Origin of the sequence: Stenotrophomonas sp. YIM B06876 (genome assembly GCF_030711595.1) — a bacterium.
Lineage (GTDB): Bacteria > Pseudomonadota > Gammaproteobacteria > Xanthomonadales > Xanthomonadaceae > Stenotrophomonas.
Genome location: NZ_JAUJUJ010000003.1, coordinates 129,384 through 148,619 on the forward strand (window position 1 = coordinate 129,384; position 19,236 = coordinate 148,619).

Annotated in this window: 14 protein-coding genes; 4 read left to right on the top strand and 10 right to left on the bottom strand. The window is 66.6% G+C overall.

Annotated features, from left to right (window positions below; all coding sequences use genetic code 11):
- Positions 1 to 95 precede the first annotated feature (95 nt).
- Positions 96 to 956 (bottom strand): pirin family protein, encoded by an 861-nt coding sequence (locus QZH66_RS02845; RefSeq protein WP_305804436.1) that lies wholly within the window; start codon positions 954 to 956, stop codon positions 96 to 98.
- 381 nt (positions 957 to 1,337) lie between these two features.
- Between QZH66_RS02845 and gpmA the strand changes: the two genes are divergently transcribed.
- Positions 1,338 to 2,087 (top strand): 2,3-diphosphoglycerate-dependent phosphoglycerate mutase, encoded by a 750-nt coding sequence (gene gpmA / locus QZH66_RS02850; protein ID WP_305804437.1) that lies wholly within the window; start codon positions 1,338 to 1,340, stop codon positions 2,085 to 2,087.
- Positions 2,088 to 2,297: 210 nt separating this feature from the next.
- On the opposite strand, the gene QZH66_RS02855 is transcribed toward gpmA, so the two are convergent.
- From QZH66_RS02855 to QZH66_RS02875, 5 genes are all read right to left on the bottom strand, one after another.
- Positions 2,298 to 3,314 (bottom strand): zinc-dependent alcohol dehydrogenase family protein, encoded by a 1,017-nt coding sequence (locus QZH66_RS02855; protein WP_305804438.1) that lies wholly within the window; start codon positions 3,312 to 3,314, stop codon positions 2,298 to 2,300.
- A 24-nt stretch (positions 3,315 to 3,338) separates the two neighbouring features.
- A complete protein-coding gene (locus tag QZH66_RS02860; RefSeq protein ID WP_305804439.1) occupies positions 3,339 to 3,749 on the bottom strand; it encodes a cupin domain-containing protein in 411 nt (136 codons plus the stop codon).
- A gap of 371 nt (positions 3,750 to 4,120) precedes the next feature.
- A complete protein-coding gene (locus tag QZH66_RS02865; protein ID WP_305804440.1) occupies positions 4,121 to 6,490 on the bottom strand; it encodes a phosphoketolase family protein in 2,370 nt (789 codons plus the stop codon).
- A complete protein-coding gene (locus tag QZH66_RS02870; protein WP_305804441.1) occupies positions 6,487 to 7,695 on the bottom strand; it encodes an acetate/propionate family kinase in 1,209 nt (402 codons plus the stop codon). Before QZH66_RS02870 ends, QZH66_RS02865 begins: the two co-directional genes overlap by 4 nt.
- 486 nt (positions 7,696 to 8,181) lie before the next feature.
- Positions 8,182 to 8,661, bottom strand: coding sequence for a VOC family protein (locus QZH66_RS02875; RefSeq protein ID WP_305804442.1), 480 nt, complete (start codon positions 8,659 to 8,661; stop codon positions 8,182 to 8,184).
- Between the two features lie 457 nt (positions 8,662 to 9,118).
- On the opposite strand from QZH66_RS02875, the gene QZH66_RS02880 reads away from it, so the two are divergent.
- The gene (locus QZH66_RS02880) at positions 9,119 to 11,209 is read left to right on the top strand and encodes a M13 family metallopeptidase (protein WP_305804443.1); all 2,091 of its coding nucleotides are present in this window, start codon (positions 9,119 to 9,121) and stop codon (positions 11,207 to 11,209) included.
- Between the two features lie 143 nt (positions 11,210 to 11,352).
- On the opposite strand, the gene QZH66_RS02885 is transcribed toward QZH66_RS02880, so the two are convergent.
- The 4 genes from QZH66_RS02885 to rlmJ form a co-directional block, all read right to left on the bottom strand.
- On the bottom strand, positions 11,353 to 11,967 hold the full coding sequence (locus QZH66_RS02885; RefSeq protein ID WP_305804444.1) for an HD domain-containing phosphohydrolase: 615 nt from the start codon (positions 11,965 to 11,967) through the stop codon (positions 11,353 to 11,355).
- 23 nt (positions 11,968 to 11,990) lie between these two features.
- Entirely contained in the window at positions 11,991 to 15,461 is a 3,471-nt protein-coding gene (gene mfd / locus QZH66_RS02890) for a transcription-repair coupling factor (protein ID WP_305804445.1), read from the bottom strand.
- A 49-nt stretch (positions 15,462 to 15,510) separates the two neighbouring features.
- Positions 15,511 to 16,056 (bottom strand): GNAT family N-acetyltransferase, encoded by a 546-nt coding sequence (locus QZH66_RS02895; protein ID WP_305804446.1) that lies wholly within the window; start codon positions 16,054 to 16,056, stop codon positions 15,511 to 15,513.
- Between the two features lie 96 nt (positions 16,057 to 16,152).
- A complete protein-coding gene (rlmJ, locus tag QZH66_RS02900; RefSeq protein ID WP_305804447.1) occupies positions 16,153 to 17,010 on the bottom strand; it encodes a 23S rRNA (adenine(2030)-N(6))-methyltransferase RlmJ in 858 nt (285 codons plus the stop codon).
- A 46-nt stretch (positions 17,011 to 17,056) separates the two neighbouring features.
- On the opposite strand from rlmJ, the gene creB reads away from it, so the two are divergent.
- Together creB and creC are read left to right on the top strand one after the other, a co-directional pair.
- Positions 17,057 to 17,749: a two-component system response regulator CreB gene (creB, locus tag QZH66_RS02905; RefSeq protein WP_305804448.1), complete on the top strand. Its 693-nt coding sequence runs from the start codon at positions 17,057 to 17,059 to the stop codon at positions 17,747 to 17,749.
- 1 nt (position 17,750) lies between these two features.
- On the top strand, positions 17,751 to 19,190 hold the full coding sequence (gene creC, locus QZH66_RS02910) for a two-component system sensor histidine kinase CreC (protein WP_305804449.1): 1,440 nt from the start codon (positions 17,751 to 17,753) through the stop codon (positions 19,188 to 19,190).
- Positions 19,191 to 19,236: the final 46 nt, after the last annotated feature.

The window sequence follows — 19,236 nt, forward strand, 5'->3', positions numbered from 1 at the left end:
GCTTTCGTGGATAACCCGGAACGGGTGTCCGGCAAACGTAAACGAGGCCGTGGGTGGCGGTGTGATCAGTGCGTGAACGCTGCTGCCACGAATACTCAGGGCGGCAGTGGAATGAATTCCTGGTCATCGCCGGGGATGGTGCCAAAACGCCCTTGCCGCCAATCGTCCTTGGCCTGCTCAATCCGCTCCTTGGAGCTGGAGACGAAGTTCCACCACAGGTGGCGGTGGCCATCGAGCGGCTCGCCGCCCATCAGCATCGCCTTGACAGGGGTTTTGGCGCGCAGGCGCCCGCGCACCTGCGGTTCGGGGATCACCAAGTGCCGGGCGGGGATGTCGACCCCGTCCAGCTGCGCCTCGCCTTCGAGCAGGTACAGCGCGCGCTCGGCATGGCCGGCATCCAGATCGATTTCGGCGCCCGCGTCCAGATCGAGGGCGACATTGAGGGTGTCGGCAAACACCTTCACCGGCGACTCCTCGCCATAGGCGCGGCCGGCGATCACCCGCAGCAAGGCGCCATCGCGCTGTTGCCGCGGCAGCTGTTCGGCACTGAAATGGTAGAACGCCGGATCGGTTTCCTCGTGCGACCTGGGCAGCGCCACCCAGGTCTGCATGCCATGCAGCGGATGTTCGTGTGCGCGCTCGCCCGGCGGAGTGCGCTCGGAATGGGCGATGCCGCGGCCGGCGGTCATCCAGTTCACATCGCCAGGACGGATCACCTGGTTCGACCCCAGGGTGTCGCGGTGGCCGATTTGCCCGGACCACAGGAAGGTGACCGTGGCCAGGCCGATGTGCGGATGCGGGCGCACGTCGATGCCGCGGCCGGGTTCGAAGATCGCCGGCCCCATGTGGTCGACAAACACGAACGGGCCCACGCTGCGCGCCTGCAGCGACGGCACCGCACGCCGCACCTGGAAGCCGCCAAGATCATGGATGCGGGGGGCAATGAGGGTAGCCATCGCGGGGTCTCCATAATTGTTCAAATGCCAGCATCGCACGGCCGATCGGATCCGGCGGCGCCACGGCGGCAACGGACCGTTTCCGGCAGCGGTTTCGTGCGGCCGGCCGGGGAGGGCGGCCGTGGTACCGCGCGGTGCGGGCGCGTCCCGGTCGATTCCGGCCCGCCTGCCGGGGCCGGCGGTACCGGCAAAACCCTCTTTCCGCCCCCCCCTGGCCGCAAATGATTGCCCCAATGGCCGCGCTGCCCGTGCCATCGCCGGAAGCGCGAGCGCCCGGCCCGGTCCACCCGGCTGCTGCGTGTTTGCCGAGGCGGGCGGCCGGGCGGCGGTGTCGATAGGGCTACAATCCGGGTCCGCTTTTCCCCCATCCGGAGACTCGCAGTGACCCGTAGACTCGTACTGTTGCGCCATGGCCAGAGCCAGTGGAACCTCGACAACCGTTTCACCGGCTGGGTGGACGTGGACCTGACCGAGCAGGGCCGCCGCGAGGCCATCGCCGCCGGGCAGATGATGCGCGAGGAAGGGCTGCAGTTCGATGTCGCCCACACCTCGGTGCTCAAGCGCGCGATCCTCACCTTGCAGGGCGCGCTGACCGCGATGGATCAGGACTGGCTGCCGGTGCACAAAAGCTGGCGTCTCAACGAGCGTCATTACGGCGGGCTGCAGGGCCTGGACAAGGCTGAAACCGCCGCCAGGCACGGCGAGGACCAGGTCAAGGTCTGGCGCCGCTCCTACGATATCCCGCCGCCGCCGATGGATCTGGCCGATCCCGGCCATCCGCTGCACGACCGCCGCTATGCCAGCCTGGACGGCAACGCCTTGCCGGCCACCGAATCGCTGGCCACCACGCTGGAGCGCGTGCTGCCGTACTGGTTTGATGCCATTGCCCCGCAGCTCAAGGACGGCAGGACGGTACTGGTCACCGCCCACGGCAACTCGCTGCGCGCGCTGTACAAGTACCTCAACAACGTCTCCCGCGAAGAAATCCTCGAGCTCAACATTCCCACCGGCATCCCGCTGCTGTTTGAGTTGAACAATGACCTGACGGTGAAGTCGTTCCGCTACCTCGGCGATCCGGAGGCGGCCAGAAAGGCGGCCGAAGCCGTGGCCAACCAGGGCAAGGCGAAGTAGGCCGGCAATCGGGTTGATCTGGAAAATCTGATTCGATACAGGACGGAGCCCGGCGAAAGCCGGGTTCTGTTTTTGGCAGGCCAGCAGCAGACCTCAGCCCCCGGCCCTGGCTGCCGCGCGGGTTTCAACGTTGCGCCCAGAGCCCGTAGAAGCGCCATCGATCAGGAAATCACTCCCGGTGATGAAGCCGCCTTCCGGCCCCGTCATCAGTCACACCCGCAACAGGGTCTTGATTGCCCGGCGCTCGTCCATCGCCTTGTAGCCTTCGGCGACATCGGCGAGGGGCAACTCCAGGTCGAACACCTTGCCCGGATGGATGCTGCCGGTGAGCACGCGCTCGATCAGGTCCGGCAGGAAGCGACGCACCGGCGCCGGGCCGCCGAGCATGCGGCGCTGGGAAAAGAACAGCTTCTGGCCATCGAAGGTCACGCCATGCGGGACACCGACATAACCGATGCTGCCGCCCGGACGACATGCGCCCATCGCTTGCTGCATCGATTCCTGCATGCCGACGCATTCCAGCACCGAGTCCGCGCCCACGCCGTGGGTGAGCTGCATGATCCGGTCGATGCCCGCGTCGCCGCGCTCGGCGACCAGATCGGTGGCGCCGAACTCGCGGGCCAGCGCCTGCCGCGACGCGTGACGACTCATCGCGATGATCCGCTCCGCGCCCATCTGGCTTGCCGCCAACACGCCCATCAGACCCACCGCGCCATCGCCCACGACCACCACGGTGCCACCTGGACGAACGTTCGCGGCGTCGGCGGCGTACCAGCCCGTGCCCAGGACATCGGATACCGCCAGCAGATGGGGAATCCGCTCGTGACCGGGGATTTCCTGCGTGGCCACCAGCGTGCCGTCGGCCAGCGGAACGCGGGCATACGGGGCCTGCGCGCCGCGCATGAACTCGCCCTGCGCGCAGGACGACTGGAAACCGAAGCCGCAATGCGGGCAGGTGTTGTCGGAAATGCAGAACGACCCCACGACGAACTGGCCGGGCTTGATGGTCCGCACTTCGGCGCCGACTTCGACGACCACGCCGCAGTATTCGTGGCCCATGTGCAGGGGACCTGTCTGCGGCTGCAGGCCGCGGTAGGGCCACAGGTCGGACCCGCAGATGCAGGTGGCCGACAGCCGGATGAGGGCATCGGTCGGCTTTTCGATTATCGGGTCGGCGACCTGCTCGAGGCGGACGTCGCCGGGGCCGTGCAAGACGGTGGCAAGCATGGGAAGACTCCTTTGCCGGGGGGATCAGGGGGCGGATGGACCCGCGTTGTACGTTTCGTCGCCGACCTTCTCCATCCAGTGGACAGCGCTGCCGTCGACCGCTTCCTGCACGGCGATATGGGTCATCGCCGTGGTGGGCGTGGCGCCGTGCCAGTGCCGGTGACCCGGCGGGCAGACAATGATGTCGCCGGCGTTGATCTCGACGATCGGGCTGCCCTCGCACTGGGTCCAGCCCTTGCCGGCGGTGACGATGAGCACCTGTCCGCGCGGATGGGTGTGCCAGGCGCTGCGCGCACCCGGTTCGAAGCTGACGAGGACGCCGGAGATCGTCGCCTCACCCGTCCCCTTGAAAGGCATGTCGATGCGGACATTGCCGGTGAAGTGGTCCGGCGGACCCTTCGCGGAAGGAAGGCTGCCGTTGCGGATCAGGTCCATGGGATTCTCCTGTGGATAGGACCGGCATCCCGATGGACGCCAACGATGCAAGATCGATGCTGCGACGCTTCAGGTATCGACGGGGTGATTGGCTGACGCCGGGACTGCCCCGAACTTCCCGCACCGCAGTCCGCGCCAGCTGGACAATGAGGTCGGACAGGCTGTCCGGGGCCACCTGCCGACCTGCGAACGGTTCGCCCTTGCGGGTCAGCCGGAGATGCCAGGACAACGCAGTCACCAGCAGTCACCAGCAGCCACCGCCCGCCTTTACGCTGCCGGTCCAGGCGCCGCGCTACAGGAATGAAGCGGCGCAGCGAAGTGATACCCGCAGGCGGCCGCTGCCGATGTTCCGGCAACGCATTCCCGCGACGTCATGTTTTCCACCTCCAGTCACGGATTTCAGGCATGTCCTCACCGTGTCGTTGGATGTGGTGGCTGTGCTCGATCAGCTTGTCGCGCATCTGCTGCTTCAGGTACGCGCCACGCGAGCCCAGGTGTGGCAAGCGGTCGATCACGTCCTGCACCAGGTGGAAGCGGTCCAGATCGTTCTGCACGCGCATGTCGAAGGCCGTGGTGATCGTGCCTTCCTCCTTGTAGCCACGCACATGCAGTTCCCGATTGGCGCGCCGGTAGGTGAGGCGGTGGATCAGCCAGGGATAGCCATGGAAGGCGAAAATGATGTGCCTGTCGCGGGTGAACAGCGAGTCGTAATCGACATCGTCCAAACCATGCGGATGTTCGGAACACGACTGCAGCTTCATCAGGTCGACCACGTTGACCACGCGTACCTTCAATTCGGGCAGATGCTCGCGCAGGATCGATACCGCGGCCAACACCTCCAGCGTCGGCGTGTCGCCGCAGCAGGCCATCACCACGTCCGGTTCGCTGTCCTGGTCGTTGCTGGCCCACTGCCAGATACCGATGCCCTGGGTGCAATGCACCACGGCCGCGTCCATGGTCAGCCATTGCGGCAGCGCGTGCTTGCCGGCGACGACCACGTTGACGTAGTTGCGGCTGCGCAGGCAGTGGTCCATCACCGACAGCAGGCAGTTCGCATCGGGTGGCAGGTACGCGCGCACGATGTCGGCCTTCTTGTTGATGACGTGGTCCAGGAACCCGGGGTCCTGGTGGGTGAAACCGTTGTGGTCCTGCTGCCACACGTGCGAGGCCAGCAGGTAATTCAGCGAGGCGATCGGCCGGCGCCACGGCAGTTCCCTGGTCACCTTGAGCCACTTGGCGTGCTGGCTGAACATCGAGTCGACGATGCGGATGAAGGCCTCGTAGCTGTTGAACAGGCCGTGGCGTCCGGTCAACAGATAGCCTTCCAGCCAGCCTTCACACTGGTGTTCGCTGAGCATCGAATCGAGCACGCGACCCGCGGGAGCAAGGAACTCGTCATTGCTTTGCTCGCATGCGTCCCACTGGCGGTTGGTCACTTCAAACACCGCCCCCAGCAGATTCGAAAGCGTCTCGTCCGGACCGAACAGGCGGAAATTGCGCTGATCCTGGTTGAGCGTGGCGACATCGCGCAGGAACGGGCCCAGCACCTGTGTGTCCTGGGCGTCGACGGCGCCCGGCGCGGGCACCTGCACCGCGTGCTGGTGAAAGTCCGGCATGCGCAGGTCACGCAACAGCAGCCCGCCGTTGGCGTGCGGATTGGCGCCCATGCGGCGCTCGCCCACCGGTGCCAGGGCGGCCAGCTCGGGCAGCAGCCAGCCATGCGCGTCGAACAGCTCCTGCGGGCGGTAGCTCTTCATCCAGCTTTCCAGCAGCGGTACGTGATCGGGGTGCGCGCCATCCACCAGCAGCGGCACCTGGTGCGAGCGGAACGTGCCTTCGATGGGCCGGCCATCAACCACCTTCGGCCCGGTCCACCCCTTGGGCGAGCGCAGCACGATCATCGGCCAGCGGGGGCGGGTGGCGTCCTGGTTGGTGCGGGCGCGGCTCTGGATCGTGTGGATGTCGTCGATGGCCCGGTCCAGGGTGCGCGCCATCAGCTCGTGCATGGTGGCCGGATCGTCGCCCTCCACGAAGTACGGCGTCCAGCCGCAGCCGCGGAAAAAATGCTCCAGTTCGTCATGCCCGATGCGCGCCAGCACGGCCGGGTTGCTGATCTTGTAGCCGTTCAGATGCAGGATCGGCAGCACCGCGCCATCGGTGATCGGGTCGAGCAGCTTGTTGGCGTGCCAGGCGGTCGCCAGCGGTCCGGTCTCGGCTTCACCGTCACCTACCACGCAGGCCACGATCAGGCCGGGATTGTCGAACGCGGCGCCGAAGGCATGACTGAGCGAATAGCCCAGTTCGCCGCCTTCGTGGATCGATCCGGGAGTCGTGGGTGCGACATGGCTGGAGATACCGCCCGGAAACGAGAATTGCCTGAACAGTTTTTTCAGGCCGGCTTCGTCCCGGGTGACATCGGGGTAGACATCCGTCCAGGTGCCTTCCAGATACACGTTGCCCACCACCGCCGGCCCCCCGTGCCCCGGCCCGGCGACATAGAGCATGTCCAGGTCGTACTGCTGGATGACGCGATTCAAATGCACATAGATGAAATTCTGGCCCGGCACCGTCCCCCAATGACTGACCACCAGCGGCTTCACATGCGCCAGCGTCAGCGGTTCGTGCAACAGGGGGTTGTCGTACAGGTAGATCTGCCCGACCGACACATAGTTGGCGGCGCGCCAATAGGCGTCCATGCGCTGCAGCAATTCCGGTGTCACCGGTGAAGGAATGGGTTTCATGGCCGGGTCGTCCCGCATGGGAAGGGAAGAGCGTGCAGCACGGCGTTGGCGATCATCAGTTCTTCGTTGGTGTGGATCACACGCACCTGGACCCGGGCATCATCGGCAGAGATCAGTGCAGCGCTTTGCGCATTGCGGGTTGCATCGAGCGCAATGCCAAGAAAATCCAGGCCGCTGCAGATCCGCTCACGGATCAATGCCGCGTTTTCACCAATGCCCCCGGCGAACACCAGCGTGTCCACCCCGCCCAGGGCCGCCGCATAGCTGCCGACCGTCTTCTTGATCCGGTAGCAGAACAGGGCCACCGCCTCGGCGGCACGCACGTCGTGGATCTCGTGCTCCAGCAGCTCCTGCAGGTCCGCGCTGGTTTCGGAGATGCCCAGCAGGCCGGACTGGAGGTTGACCATGTAGTTGAACTGCTGCGCGTCGATCTGCTCGAGGTTGGCCAGATACAGCACCAGTCCCGGATCCAGATCGCCGGCGCGCGTACCCATTGGCACCCCGGCGCACGGCGTGAACCCCATGCTGGTATCGATCGACTGGCCGCTGGCCACCGCGGCCAGACTCGCACCACTGCCCAGATGCGCCAGGATCACCCGGCCGGTGGTGGCGGCCGGGTCGCCAAGTCGCACCAGTTCCTGCATGAGGAAAGCGTAGGAAAGGCCATGGAAGCCATAGCGCCTGACGCCCAGGGCTTCATAGCGGCGCGGGATCGGCAACAGCCTGGCCACGCGCGGCAGGTTGTGGTGAAAGCCGGTGTCGAAACAGGCGACTTGATCCAGCTGCGGAAAGCGACGCTGGAGCGCCTCCACCAGCCGCAACTCCTGCGGCATGTGCTCGGGATCGAAAGGGCTGAGCAGATGCAGCTTTTGCAGCAGGCTCGCGGTGATCTTCTGCGGACGGTGAAACTCCGGCCCACCGTGGACCAGCCGGTGTCCTGCCGCCGCCAACGTGTGATTCAAGCCCTGGTGTTCGATCCAGTCGAGCAGGATGTCCACGGCGGCGCTGTGATCCGGCGCGCTCACCTTTTCCGCAGTGCTCTCCGCCGCGTTCGTGCCCCTCACGGTAAACGTTGCTTGCGGCTGGCCAATCCGCGTCAGCACGCCGACCCATCGCTGCCGCAAGGGAAACTCCGCCTCGAAAAGCGCGAACTTGATACTCGACGAGCCGCCATTGATCGTGAGGATGTGGGCGTCAGCGGACATCATGGAAATCCATCATTTCCCGGACCAGGCCCGGGGCTCACCGTTCCCTGGTACGTTGGTGGCCGCCGCCAGCATGTATGCGCTAGCTGGCAATGCAGCAGGTCTGCTTGTGCGGGGATAGGCCATGGCTGCTGTGCGCGGTGCAGGTGTCGCAGCTGCCTCAAGACCGGGAAACGCGGCCCCGGGACATGGCGACAAGGCACTCGGTCCAGACCGGAGCAGCCAGTCGGGAGATCGCGTTGCATTTCAATCTTCTTGTGTTGAGCTGTAACTCGCCCTGCGTGGCCTCGGATTTCGATTCGCCGGGATCCGCCGTGGCGCCCCGCGGGCTGGTTCACGCCTCACGCCGGAGGAGTGAAGCGTGCCGGAGATGGCCGCCACTACGCGCGTGACCACGCGAAATTGTCGTGAAGCCAAAGCCGTGCCCGGATTCACGATGCGAAGCCGGCTTTGGCCGGGATCCTGGCCGCTTCAGTGTCACCAAGGTCAGCCGCGGCGGGCGGCTTCTATCGCGGCGATGTCGATCTTGGTCATTTCCATCATCGCCGCGAATACGCGCTTGGCCGCGGCCTGGTCCGGATCGGTGATCGCCGCCGTCAGGGCGCGTGGGGTGATCTGCCAGGACAGTCCCCATTTGTCCTTGCACCAGCCGCAGGCGCTTTGCTGGCCGCCGTTATCGATGATCGCGTTCCACAGGCGATCCGTTTCGGCCTGGTCGTCGGTCGCCACCTGGAACGAGAACGCCTCGCTGTGCTTGAACGCCGCGCCGCCGTTGAGGCCCAGGCAGGGAATGCCCATCACCGTGAACTCGACGGTCAACACATCGCCCTGCTTGCCCGCGGGGTAGTCGCCCGGCGCGTGATGGATGGCTGTCACCTTGCTGTCCGGGAAGATCCCCGCGTAGAACGTCGCAGCGTCCAAAGCGGTGCCGTCGTACCAGAGGCAGATCGTGTTTTTGCCGGTCATCGCGATTCTCCAGAGCCAGGGAAGATGTGTGCATTCAGGTAATGCAGGCAGCGGCGGTGCTTCGGCAGTTTGCTTCCATGGGGGCCACGACTGCATGAACACGCCACGGCGCCGGTACACAGCTTCCAGCGGCTCTTCGGCTACGCGCCCGCGGAAGTGGTGGGCCAGCGGATATTCGACCCGGTCCATCCCGACGAACGGGACGTGACCGCCGCGCAGGCGGGGCAGGTGCGCTGCTGGCCCATGCCGATCGCGCGATGTATGCCGCCAAGCGCCAGCGGGCGTAGCGCGACACCGTGGCCAGTTCCAGTTTTCGCGGCGGCCGCTCACGAATGGAGGCAGACGCGGGTGAAGCCGCACATGACCTTTGGGCCATCGGTCGCAGTGCGCTATCGCATACGCTCGCAGGTTGCGTCGCGTGTAGTACGCGGCATTTCCTGCAAGACCGGAGAACTGCATGACCTTTTCCAAGCTCGCCCCGTTGACCCTGACTGTCGCCATCGCGGCGTCGCTGGTTGCCTGCGGCAAGACCGAAGCCCCCGCCACGGCGGACGCCGCCAAGCCGGCATTCGATCTGTCGCAGATCAAGACCCCGCTGATTTCGCTCGATGTCGCCGATCTGGATCCGTCCATTTCGGCCTGTACCGACCTCAACGGCTTCGTCAACAGCAAGTGGCTGGCGGCCAACCCGGTGCCGGGCGACCAGACCACCTGGGGCAGCTTCGAGATCCTGCGCGAGCGCTCGCTGGAAGTGCAGCACGCGCTGGTGGAGCAGGCCGCGGCCAGCAACGCCAAGGCAGGCTCGGTGGAAGCCAAGATCGGCGACATCTGGAAGACGGGTTCCGACGAGGCCGCGATCGAGACGGCCGGCATCACCCCGCTCGCCCCGGAGCTGGAGCGGATCGCCGCGCTGGGCGATACCGCTGCCATCGGCAAGTACCTGCGTGACAGCTATGCACAGGGCCAGGGCTTCCTGTTCTCGTTCGGCGGCAATGCCGATTACAAGGACTCGGGCAATGTGATCGCCTACGCCGGGCAGGGCGGGCTGGGCCTGCCGGAGAAGGGCTACTACTTCGACGAGGCCCAGGCCAAGATCCGCGACGCATACGTGGCCTATATCGCGCAGACGCTGGAGCTGTCCGGAGTGGATGCGGCGCAGGCCGCCGAGCAGGCCAACGCGGTGATGGCGTTTGAAACCCGTCTGGCCAAGGCGTCGCTGTCGCGCATCGAACTGCGTGATCCGTCCAAGCGCTACAACCCGGTCAGCGCGGCCGATGCCGACAAGATCACCCCGAATTTCAGCTGGTCCGCGTTCTTCGACACGCTGAAGGTGCCGGCCGCCAACAAGTTCTCGCTGGCGCAGCCGGGCTTCTTCGCCGAGGTGGACAAGATGCTGGCCGACGTGCCGGCCGCCACCTGGCAGGCGTACCTGCGATTCCACACCGTGGACAACGCCGCGCCGTACCTGAGCAAGGCGTTCGAACAGGCCAACTTCGATTTCTACAGCAAGACCCTGCGCGGCCAGCAGGAAATGCAGCCGCGCTGGAAGCGGGTGCTGGATTCGGTCAATGGCGCCATGGGTGAGGCATTGGGCCAGCTGTATGTGGATGCGGTGTTCCCGGCCGAGTCCAAGGTGCAGATGCAGCACCTGGTGGAGAACCTGTCGGCCGCGCTGAAGGCGCGCCTGGAAACGCTGCCGTGGATGGGCGAGGACACCCGGAAGAAGGCGCTGGAGAAGTGGGCCAGCTTCACCCCGAAGATCGGTTACCCGGACAAGTGGCGTGACTGGAGCGGCCTGCAGACCGGTGGCGAGGGCTATCTGGCCAACATGCGCGCGGCGCGCGCGTTCAACTACCGCTACATGCTCGACAAGATCGGCAAGCCGGTGGACAAAAGCGAGTGGGGCATGAGCCCGCAGACGGTCAACGCCTATTACAACGCGACCAAGAACGAGATCGTGTTCCCGGCCGCGATCCTGCAGCCGCCGTTCTTCGACGCCAAGGCCGATCCGGCACTGAACTACGGCGGCATCGGCGCGGTGATCGGCCACGAGATGATGCACGGCTACGACGACTCGGGCAGCCAGTTCGCCGCCAACGGCAACTTCGACAACTGGTGGACCGACAGCGACCGCAGCGCGTTCAACGGCCGCACCGACCAGCTGGTGGCACAGTTCGACAACTATGAGGCGCTGCCGGGCATCAACGTCAAGGGCAAGCTGACCCTGGGCGAGAACATCGGCGATCTCGGCGGCCTGACCGTGGCCTATGACGCGCTGCAGATGGCGTTGAAGGAAGACCCGGCGCGCAATGTGCCGGTCGATGGCTACAGCGAAGACCAGCGCTTCTTCATGAACTGGGCCACCGTATGGCGCCGCAACTTCACCGATGGCGAGCTGCGTGTGCGCCTGAATACTGACCCGCACGCGCCGGCCAACTTCCGCGCCAATGGAGCGCCGTCCAACATGCCCTCGTTTGCTGCCGCGTTCGAGTGCAAGGCCGGCCAGCCGATGGTGCGCGCCGACGACAAGCGCGTCGTGATCTGGTAATTGCCCCGTAGTCTGTGATGCGGAAAGCCCGGCACCTGCCGGGCTTTCTGTTGTGGGGAAGGTCCGGCGTCGGCCCTGCCCGGATACGCGGATGCCGCCTCGACTGCTGTAGCGCCGGGCGGCGCCCGGCCGCAGGGTGGGGGTCAGGCCTCCAGCAACGCGCTGGCCTTGATGATGCAGGTGAACTCGCGGAACACGTCCGGGTCGATCAGGCCTTCCTGTCCGTCGGCCAGGATCCGCATCGCCCGCGAATGCGGCATCGGCCCGCGATACGGGCGCTTGGACGTCATCGCGTCATAGCCGTCGGCGATGGTCAGGATGCGGGCTTCCAGCGGAATCTCGCGACCCTTCAATCCTGCCGGGTAACCACTGCCGTCATAGGCTTCGTGATGGTGGCGGATCAACCGCGCAACGGCGGCGGCATCGCGCCGGCCGCTGGCCGCGAACAGGCGCGCACCGCGGTCGGGATGGGTGCGCATCGATTCCATCTGCTCCTCGCCCAGATGGCCGGGATGCAGCAGGACGTTGTCACGGATGCCGATCTTGCCGACGTCATGGAAGCGCGCCGCCAGCGAAAGATGCGACAACCGCTCGGTGGACAGTTCACAGCGTTGGCCCAGAGCGAGCGCGATCCGGGCGACCCGTTGGCAATGGGTGTCGGTGTAGCGGTCGCGCTCGTCCAGGGCCAGCGCCAATACGTGTAGCGACGCGGAACCCTCCCCGTCTTCGGGGAGGGAGTGGGGTACATCAAAAGACATTGGGTGGGGTCCAACGGGGAAAATCAGTGGGGTGACAGCGTGGCGAGCAAGGCGCGGGCGGCATTGAAGCGGTCCACGCTTTCCGGCAGCGGATGCCGGATGCGCAGCTTGTCCGGCCCCTCCATGGTGTAGAGCTTGGGCTGTTTCTGGATCAGCTGGATCACCGCCATGGGGTCGATGTCCGGCTTGGCGCCGAACACGATGCGCCCGCCATTCTCGCCCAGCTCCAGCTTGCGGATGCCCAGCATGTTGGCCTGCAACTTCAGCTCGGCAATGGCGAACAGGTGCTTGGCGGCGTCAGGCAACAGGCCGAAGCGGTCGATCATCTCCACCTGCAGTTCGCGCAGGGCCACATTGTCGCGCGCACTGGAAATGCGCTTGTACAAGGTCAGGCGGGTGTGCACGTCCGCCAGGTAGTCGTCGGGAATCAGCGCCGGCACATGCAGCTCGACATCGGTGCCACGGGCTTCCTCGCCCGCATCCAGATCCGGCAGCTTGCCGGCCTTGATCGAACGGACCGCACGTTCCAGCAGCTCGGTGTACAGGCTGAAGCCGACTTCGGCCATCTGCCCGCTCTGGTCTTCGCCGAGCAGTTCGCCGGCGCCGCGGATTTCCAGGTCATGGGTGGCCAGGGTGAAGCCGGCGCCCAGTTCATCCATCGAGGCGATCGCTTCCAGCCGCTTGTTGGCATCGGCGCTGATCGAGCGCTTGTCCGGCGGCACCACCAGGTAGGCATAGGCGCGATGGTGCGAACGGCCGACCCGGCCCCGCAGCTGGTGCAGCTGGGCCAGGCCGAACTTGTCGGCGCGGTTGATGATGATGGTGTTGGCGTTGGGAATGTCGATGCCCGATTCGATGATCGTGCTGGCCAGCAGCACGTTGTAGCGCTGCTTCTGGAAATCCAGCATCACCTTTTCCAGCTCGCGCTCGGGCATCTGCCCGTGAGCCACGCCGATGCGCGCCTCGGGCACCAGTTCGCCCAGGTCGCGCTGCATGCGGCCCATGCTTTCCACATCGTTGTGCAGGAAGTACAGCTGGCCGCCGCGTGCCAGTTCACGCTGGAACGCCTCGCGCAGCAGCGCCGGGTCCCACGGGGTGATGAAGGTCTGCACCGCCAGCCGGTTCGGCGGCGGCGTGGCGATGATCGACAGGTCGCGCAGCCCGGCCATGGCCATGTTGAGCGTGCGCGGGATCGGGGTGGCGGTCAGCGTCAGCAGGTGCACGTTGGCGCGCATCGCCTTGAGCGCCTCCTTCTGGCGCACGCCAAAACGCTGCTCCTCATCGACGATCACCAGGCCCAGATCCTTGAACTTCACGTCCGGCTGCAGCAGGCGATGGGTGCCGATGATCACATCGATGGTGCCTTCGGCCACCTTCTCCAGTTCGGCCTTGATCTCCCTGCTGGTCTTGAAGCGTGACAGCACTTCGACCCGCAGCGGCCAATCGGCGAAGCGGTCGCGGAAATTGCGGTAATGCTGTTCGGCCAGCAGCGTGGTCGGCACCAGGACCGCGACCTGCTTGCCGGCGCTGGCGGCGGCGAAGGCGGCGCGTACGGCCACCTCGGTCTTGCCGAAGCCGACGTCGCCGCAGACCACGCGGTCCATCGGCTGGCTGCTGCCCAGATCCCGCAGGGTGGATTCGATCGCGACCAGCTGGTCCGGGGTTTCCTCGAACGGGAAGCCGGCCGCGAACGGCTCGTACATCGCGCGGTCCACCTGCAACGCCAGCCCGGCGCGGGCCCGGCGACGGGCCTGGATCTCCAGCAGCTCGGCGGCGACGTCGCGCACCTTCTCGGCGGCCTTGCGCTTGGCCTTGGTCCATTGCTCGCCGCCCAGCGAATGCAGCGGCGCGGTTTCGGCCGAGGCGCCGGAGTAGCGGCTGATCAGGTGCAACTGCGCCACCGGCACGTACAGGCGGTCGCCCTTGGCGTATTCGATCTCGAGGAACTCGCCGGGCATGCCGCCGATATCCATCGCGATCAGCCCGCGATAACGGCCGACGCCGTGATCTTCATGCACGATCGGCGCGCCTTCGGTCAGCTCGCCAAGATCGCGGATGATCGCCTCCGGCTCGCGCCCGGCGCGGCGTACGCGCCGTGGCTGGCCGGCGCGCTCGGGGAACAGCTGGCGTTCGGTGAGCACCGCGATCAGCGGCGTGTCCAGCGCGAAGCCGTCGTCCAGCGGCGCCACGGTGATGGCGAACCGGAGTTCGGTATCGGCCAGGAACGCGGGCAGGTCGGCCACCACCGGCGGCTTCAAGGTGGCGGCCTGCAGCACTTCCAGCAGCGCCTCGCGGCGCCCCGGCGAATCGGCGGCGATCAGCACCCGGCCCGGGTAGTGGTCGAGGAACGACTTCAACGCCTGTCCGGCCGGTGCGTCCTTGGCCGCGACCGGCAACGGCGGCAGCAGCTGGTCGCCCAGCGCCTGCGCCTCGCCGATGCGGGCATGTTCGGGCGGCCACACCTCGATCCGCAGCCGCTGGTTGAGCGCTTCACGCAGCAGGTCCGGCGACTGGTACAGCTCGTCGGGCGGCAGCAGCGGTCGCTCGACATCGTGGCGGCGCTGCTCGTAGCGGCTGGCGGTCTGGGTCCAGAACGCGTCGGCAGCGTTGGAGACACCCGGCGCGAGCAGTGTCAGGAAGTCCGCCTGCAGGTAGTCGAACAGGGTCGCGGTCCGGGCGAAGAACAACGGCAGGAAGTATTCGATGCCCGAGGGGGCGATCCCGGCCTTGAGGTCCTGGTACAGCGCACTGCGGCGGGTATCGACGTCGAAGCGCTCGCGCAGCGTTGCCAGCACCCGCTCGATGCTGGCAGTGTCCAGCGGCACTTCGCGCCCGGGCAGCATTTTCACCGCGTCCACGCGGTCCAGCGAGCGCTGCGATTCGGTATCGAATTCGCGGATCGAATCGATGTCCTGGTCCAGCAGCTCGATCCGCAGGGGGATCGTCGCGCCCATCGGGTAGACATCGAGCAGCCCGCCACGCACGGCGAAGTCGCCCGGGTCCATCACCTGCGGCACGTTGCGGTAACCGGCGCTTTCCAGGCGGCGCTTTTCCGCCTCCATGTCCAGCCGCTGGCCAACCTTCAGGTCGAAACTGCCGCCGACGATGTACTTCAGTGGCGCCAGCCGTTGCAGCAGGGTCTGCACCGGCACCACCACGATGCCGCGCTTGAGCATGGGCAGGCGGTGCAGGGCGGACAGCCGCTGCGAAATGATGTCCGGGTGCGGGCTGAACTGGTCGTAGGGCAGGGTTTCCCAGTCGGGAAACGGCACCACCGGCAGGTCGCTGTCACTGCCCAGCAGCGTATGCAGGTCGGCGCTGGCCTGGTGCGCGCTCTGGTTGTCGCGGGTGACTAGCAGCAGCGGGCCGGTGTGGGCCTCCGCGGCGCGGGCCACGTACCACGCCAGTGCGCTGGTCGAGGCGGGGGCGCGCCACCAGGCGCGGAGGTGCCCGGCAGCGGGCAGCGGCGGAGAGGGGAATTTTGAGGGCGACATGAACCGCCGATTTTAACAGAAGCGGCTCATGTGCCCGGGCGACGGAGGCTCAGCCTTCCAGTTCCAGCACCATCCGCACCAGCCCCGGCGTGCCCCCGGGGTGCGGCACCGGTTTGAATCCCAGCGAGGCGGCCAGTTGCAGCATCGGCTCGTTGTCCTCGGCGACGTCGCCATACAGGCGGTCCAGATACTTGCCGCGCGCCCATTTCACCAGCTTGCGCATCAGCTGGCGGCCCAGCCCCTGCCCGGCCAGAAAGCGGCTGACCAGGATCGCGTATTCGGCCTCGCGGGTGCCGGGAATGATCGTGGCACGGGCGATCGCGCCGACCACCGCCTCGCCCGGGGGCAGCGGTTCGGCGGCCACCAGCGAGATTTCGGTTTTCGGATTGGGGTGGGTCAGACGCTGCGCGGTTTCGGTGGACAGCTCGGTCACCGACTGCAGGAAACGGTCACGTACCTCTTCCGGCCCGAACAGGGCGAAGGCCCCCTGCAGCGGCGGCCCGTCTTCCGGCCGGATGGGACGGATCAAAAGTTCGCGGCCGCTGGGGGCTTTGAAGTTTTCATGCCAGGGCGGCATGCGATTGCGGGTGGCCATGACCGGTGATTCCTCCGAAGTCAGCAGATTCTGGCACCGGTATGGCTATTTCCCGTGAACGCCGTTCAGGTCGCAGTTACCTGGACGGCGCCGACATCATTCGGCGGTTTTGAGCCATTCCAGCCGGGTCGAGGCGCCGGGTTCGCCCAGATACTGTTTCAGTACCGGCATCGCCGGTGCCAGTACCCGGTCGAACTGCCAAGGCGGGTTGATCAGCAGCATACCGCTGCCATTCAGGCGCAGCGGCGAGTCGTCCTGGCGGATCAGCAGTTCGACGGTCAGCACCGATTTCACCGGCAGGGCGACCGCCTTGCGCAGGAAATGCAGGATGCTGCGGCGTTGCTTGATCGGGAACCAGATCGCGAAACTGGCCTGCGGCCAGCGTGCCAGGATCTCGCTCATCGAGGCCAGGATGCGCTGGTACTCGGCATCCTGGGCTTCGTAGGGCGGATCGATCAGCACCAGGCCGCGGCCGATCTTGGCGCCGTTGGCCTTGGGCGGCAGCAGTGCCCGGTTCTGCGCGTAGCCATCGCCGTGGTGGACGCTGACGCGGCTGTCGTGGGCGAACAGCGTCTTCAGCGCGGCGGCTTCCTCGTCCTGCATTTCGCAGGCGGCCAGGCGGTCCTGCGGCCGCAGCGATTGGGCGATCAGCAGCGGCGAGCCGGGGTAGGTGATCATCGCCCCGACCGGGTTGTCGGCCTGTACCGCCTTGAGATAGCGCTCCACCACCTCCGGCAGCTTGGGCTGGGCCATCAGCCGCATCACCCCGCCCTCGATCTCCAGGGTCTTGCGGCTTTCCTCGCTGGCGAGCAGGTAACGACCGCGCCCGGCGTGGGTGTCGAGCACGAAAAACGGAGACTCCTTGCGCTTGAAAGCGTCGATCAGCGCAAGTACGACAATGTGCTTGAGCACGTCGGCATGGTTGCCGGCATGGAAGGCGTGGCGATAGTTCATCGCGGCAGTGTACGGGCGCCGGCGGGTGGCGGCTATGCTGGCGGGCATGTCCGCCCAATCCCCATGCGTGCTGGTCGTCGAAGACGAGGCCGCCATCGCCGACACCGTGCTCTATGCGCTGCGCAGCGAGGGCTATGGGGCGCGGCACTGCGTGCTTGGCCGGCAGGCGCTGGAACAGCTGCGCGAGGGCGGCTTCGACGTGGTGGTGCTGGATGTCGGGCTGCCGGACCTGAACGGCTTCGAGGTCTGCCGCAGCCTGCGCCGCTTCAGCCAGGTGCCGGTGATCTTCCTGACCGCCCGCAATGACGAGATCGACCGCGTGCTGGGGCTGGAACTGGGTGCCGACGATTACATGGCCAAGCCGTTCTCGCCGCGCGAACTGGTGGCGCGGGTGCGAGCGCGGCTGCGCCGGCCGGGTTCCTCGCTGTCCGCCAGTGACGGCTGGCAGCAGCAGGGCGCCTTCGCCATCGACCGCGAAGGCCGGCGCATCCGTTTCGGCCCGACCGTGCTGGAGCTGACCCGTTACGAATACGCACTGCTGGCGGCACTGCTGCAGCGCCCCGGCGCCATCCTCAGCCGTGCCCAGCTGATGGACCGTGGCTGGGACCATGAGGCCGACAGCGCCGATCGCACCATCGACACCCACGTCAAGACCCTGCGCGCCAAGTTGCGGGCGGCCGGCGCGCAGCGCGACCCGATCCGCACCCATCGCGGCGTGGGTTACGCGTTGGAGATCTGAGATGCGGCTGGGCCTGAAGCTGTTCCTGGGGTTCTTCCTGATTGTGGGTATCGCCGCGTTTTTCGTGATGCGGATATTCGTCAACGAGGTCAAGCCGGGCGTGCGCCAGGCGATGGAATCGACTCTGGTGGATGCGGCCAATGTGCTGGCGACAATGGCCGCGGCCGATCTGCGGGCCGGGCGCATCGGCAGTGGCGATTTCGCCGCGGCGCTGGCGCAGGCACAGCGGCGCAACCCGCAGGCGATGGTGTGGCGTTTTCCCAAGCGCAGCATCGACTACCGGATCACCGTGACCGACGCACGCGGCATCGTCGTCTACGACTCGCGTGGACAGGACGTGGGCCGCGACAACTCGCGCTGGAACGATGTCTACCGCACCCTGCGCGGCGAGTACGGCGCCCGCTCCAGCCCCGAAGTGCCGGGCGACGAAAGCCACACGGTGATGCACGTGGCCGCCCCGGTGTATGACCCGGACGATGGTCGCAGCCTGATCGGGGTGCTCACGCTGTCGCAGCCGAACCGCACCATCGACCCGTTCATCGCCGCCAGCCAGCGCGCCATCATCCAGCGCGGGGCGTGGCTGATCGGGCTGTCGGCGTTGATCGGGATCGTGATGACGTGGTGGCTGATGCGCGGTATCGGCCGGCTCAACCGCTATGCCCAGGCGGTGAGCGCCGGCGCGCCGGTGCCGCCGCCGGAGCCGCGGCGCGACGAGATCGGCGATCTGGGCCGGGCGCTGGAAACGATGCGGCGCAAGCTCGAAGGCAAGGCTTACGTCGAGCAGTACGTGCAGTCGCTGACCCACGAGATGAAGAGCCCGCTGGCGGCGATCCGCGGTGCCGCCGAACTGCTGCAGGAGCCGCTGCCGGAGGCCGAGCGCCTGCGTTTCGCACGCAATATTGAGCAGCAGGGCCGGCGCCTGACCGAAACCATCGACCAGCTGTTGCGGCTGGCCGAGGTGGAACAGCATGGCTGGCTGCAGCGCCGTGACCCGGTCGAGTTGGGCGCGCTGTGCCGGCAGTTGGCCGACACCGCGGCGCCGCAGCTGCAGGCGGCCGGACTGCAGTTGCAACTCGCGCAGCCACCAGGCGAAGCATGGGTGTCAGGTGATGCCTGGCTGCTGCGGCAGGCGTTGTCGAATCTGCTCGACAACGCCATCGCGTTCTCACCCGCGGACGGTGTGATCGCGCTGGCGCTGCAGCGGCAGGACGAGGCGTGGCAGATCACCGTCGGCGACAGCGGCCCGGGAATTCCGGACTACGCGTTGGCGCGGGTGTTCGAGCGTTTCTATTCACTGGCGCGGCCGCACAGCGGACAGCGCAGCTCAGGGCTGGGACTGCCGTTCGTGGCCGAAGTGGCACGTCTGCATGGGGGCGAGGTGCGGCTGCGGAACCGTGCGGAGGGCGGCGCGCAGGCGACGCTGTCGTTGCCGGCCGGCTGACTTCACCCTCGCTTCAAATTCGCCACAAATCCCGCACACCGGGCTA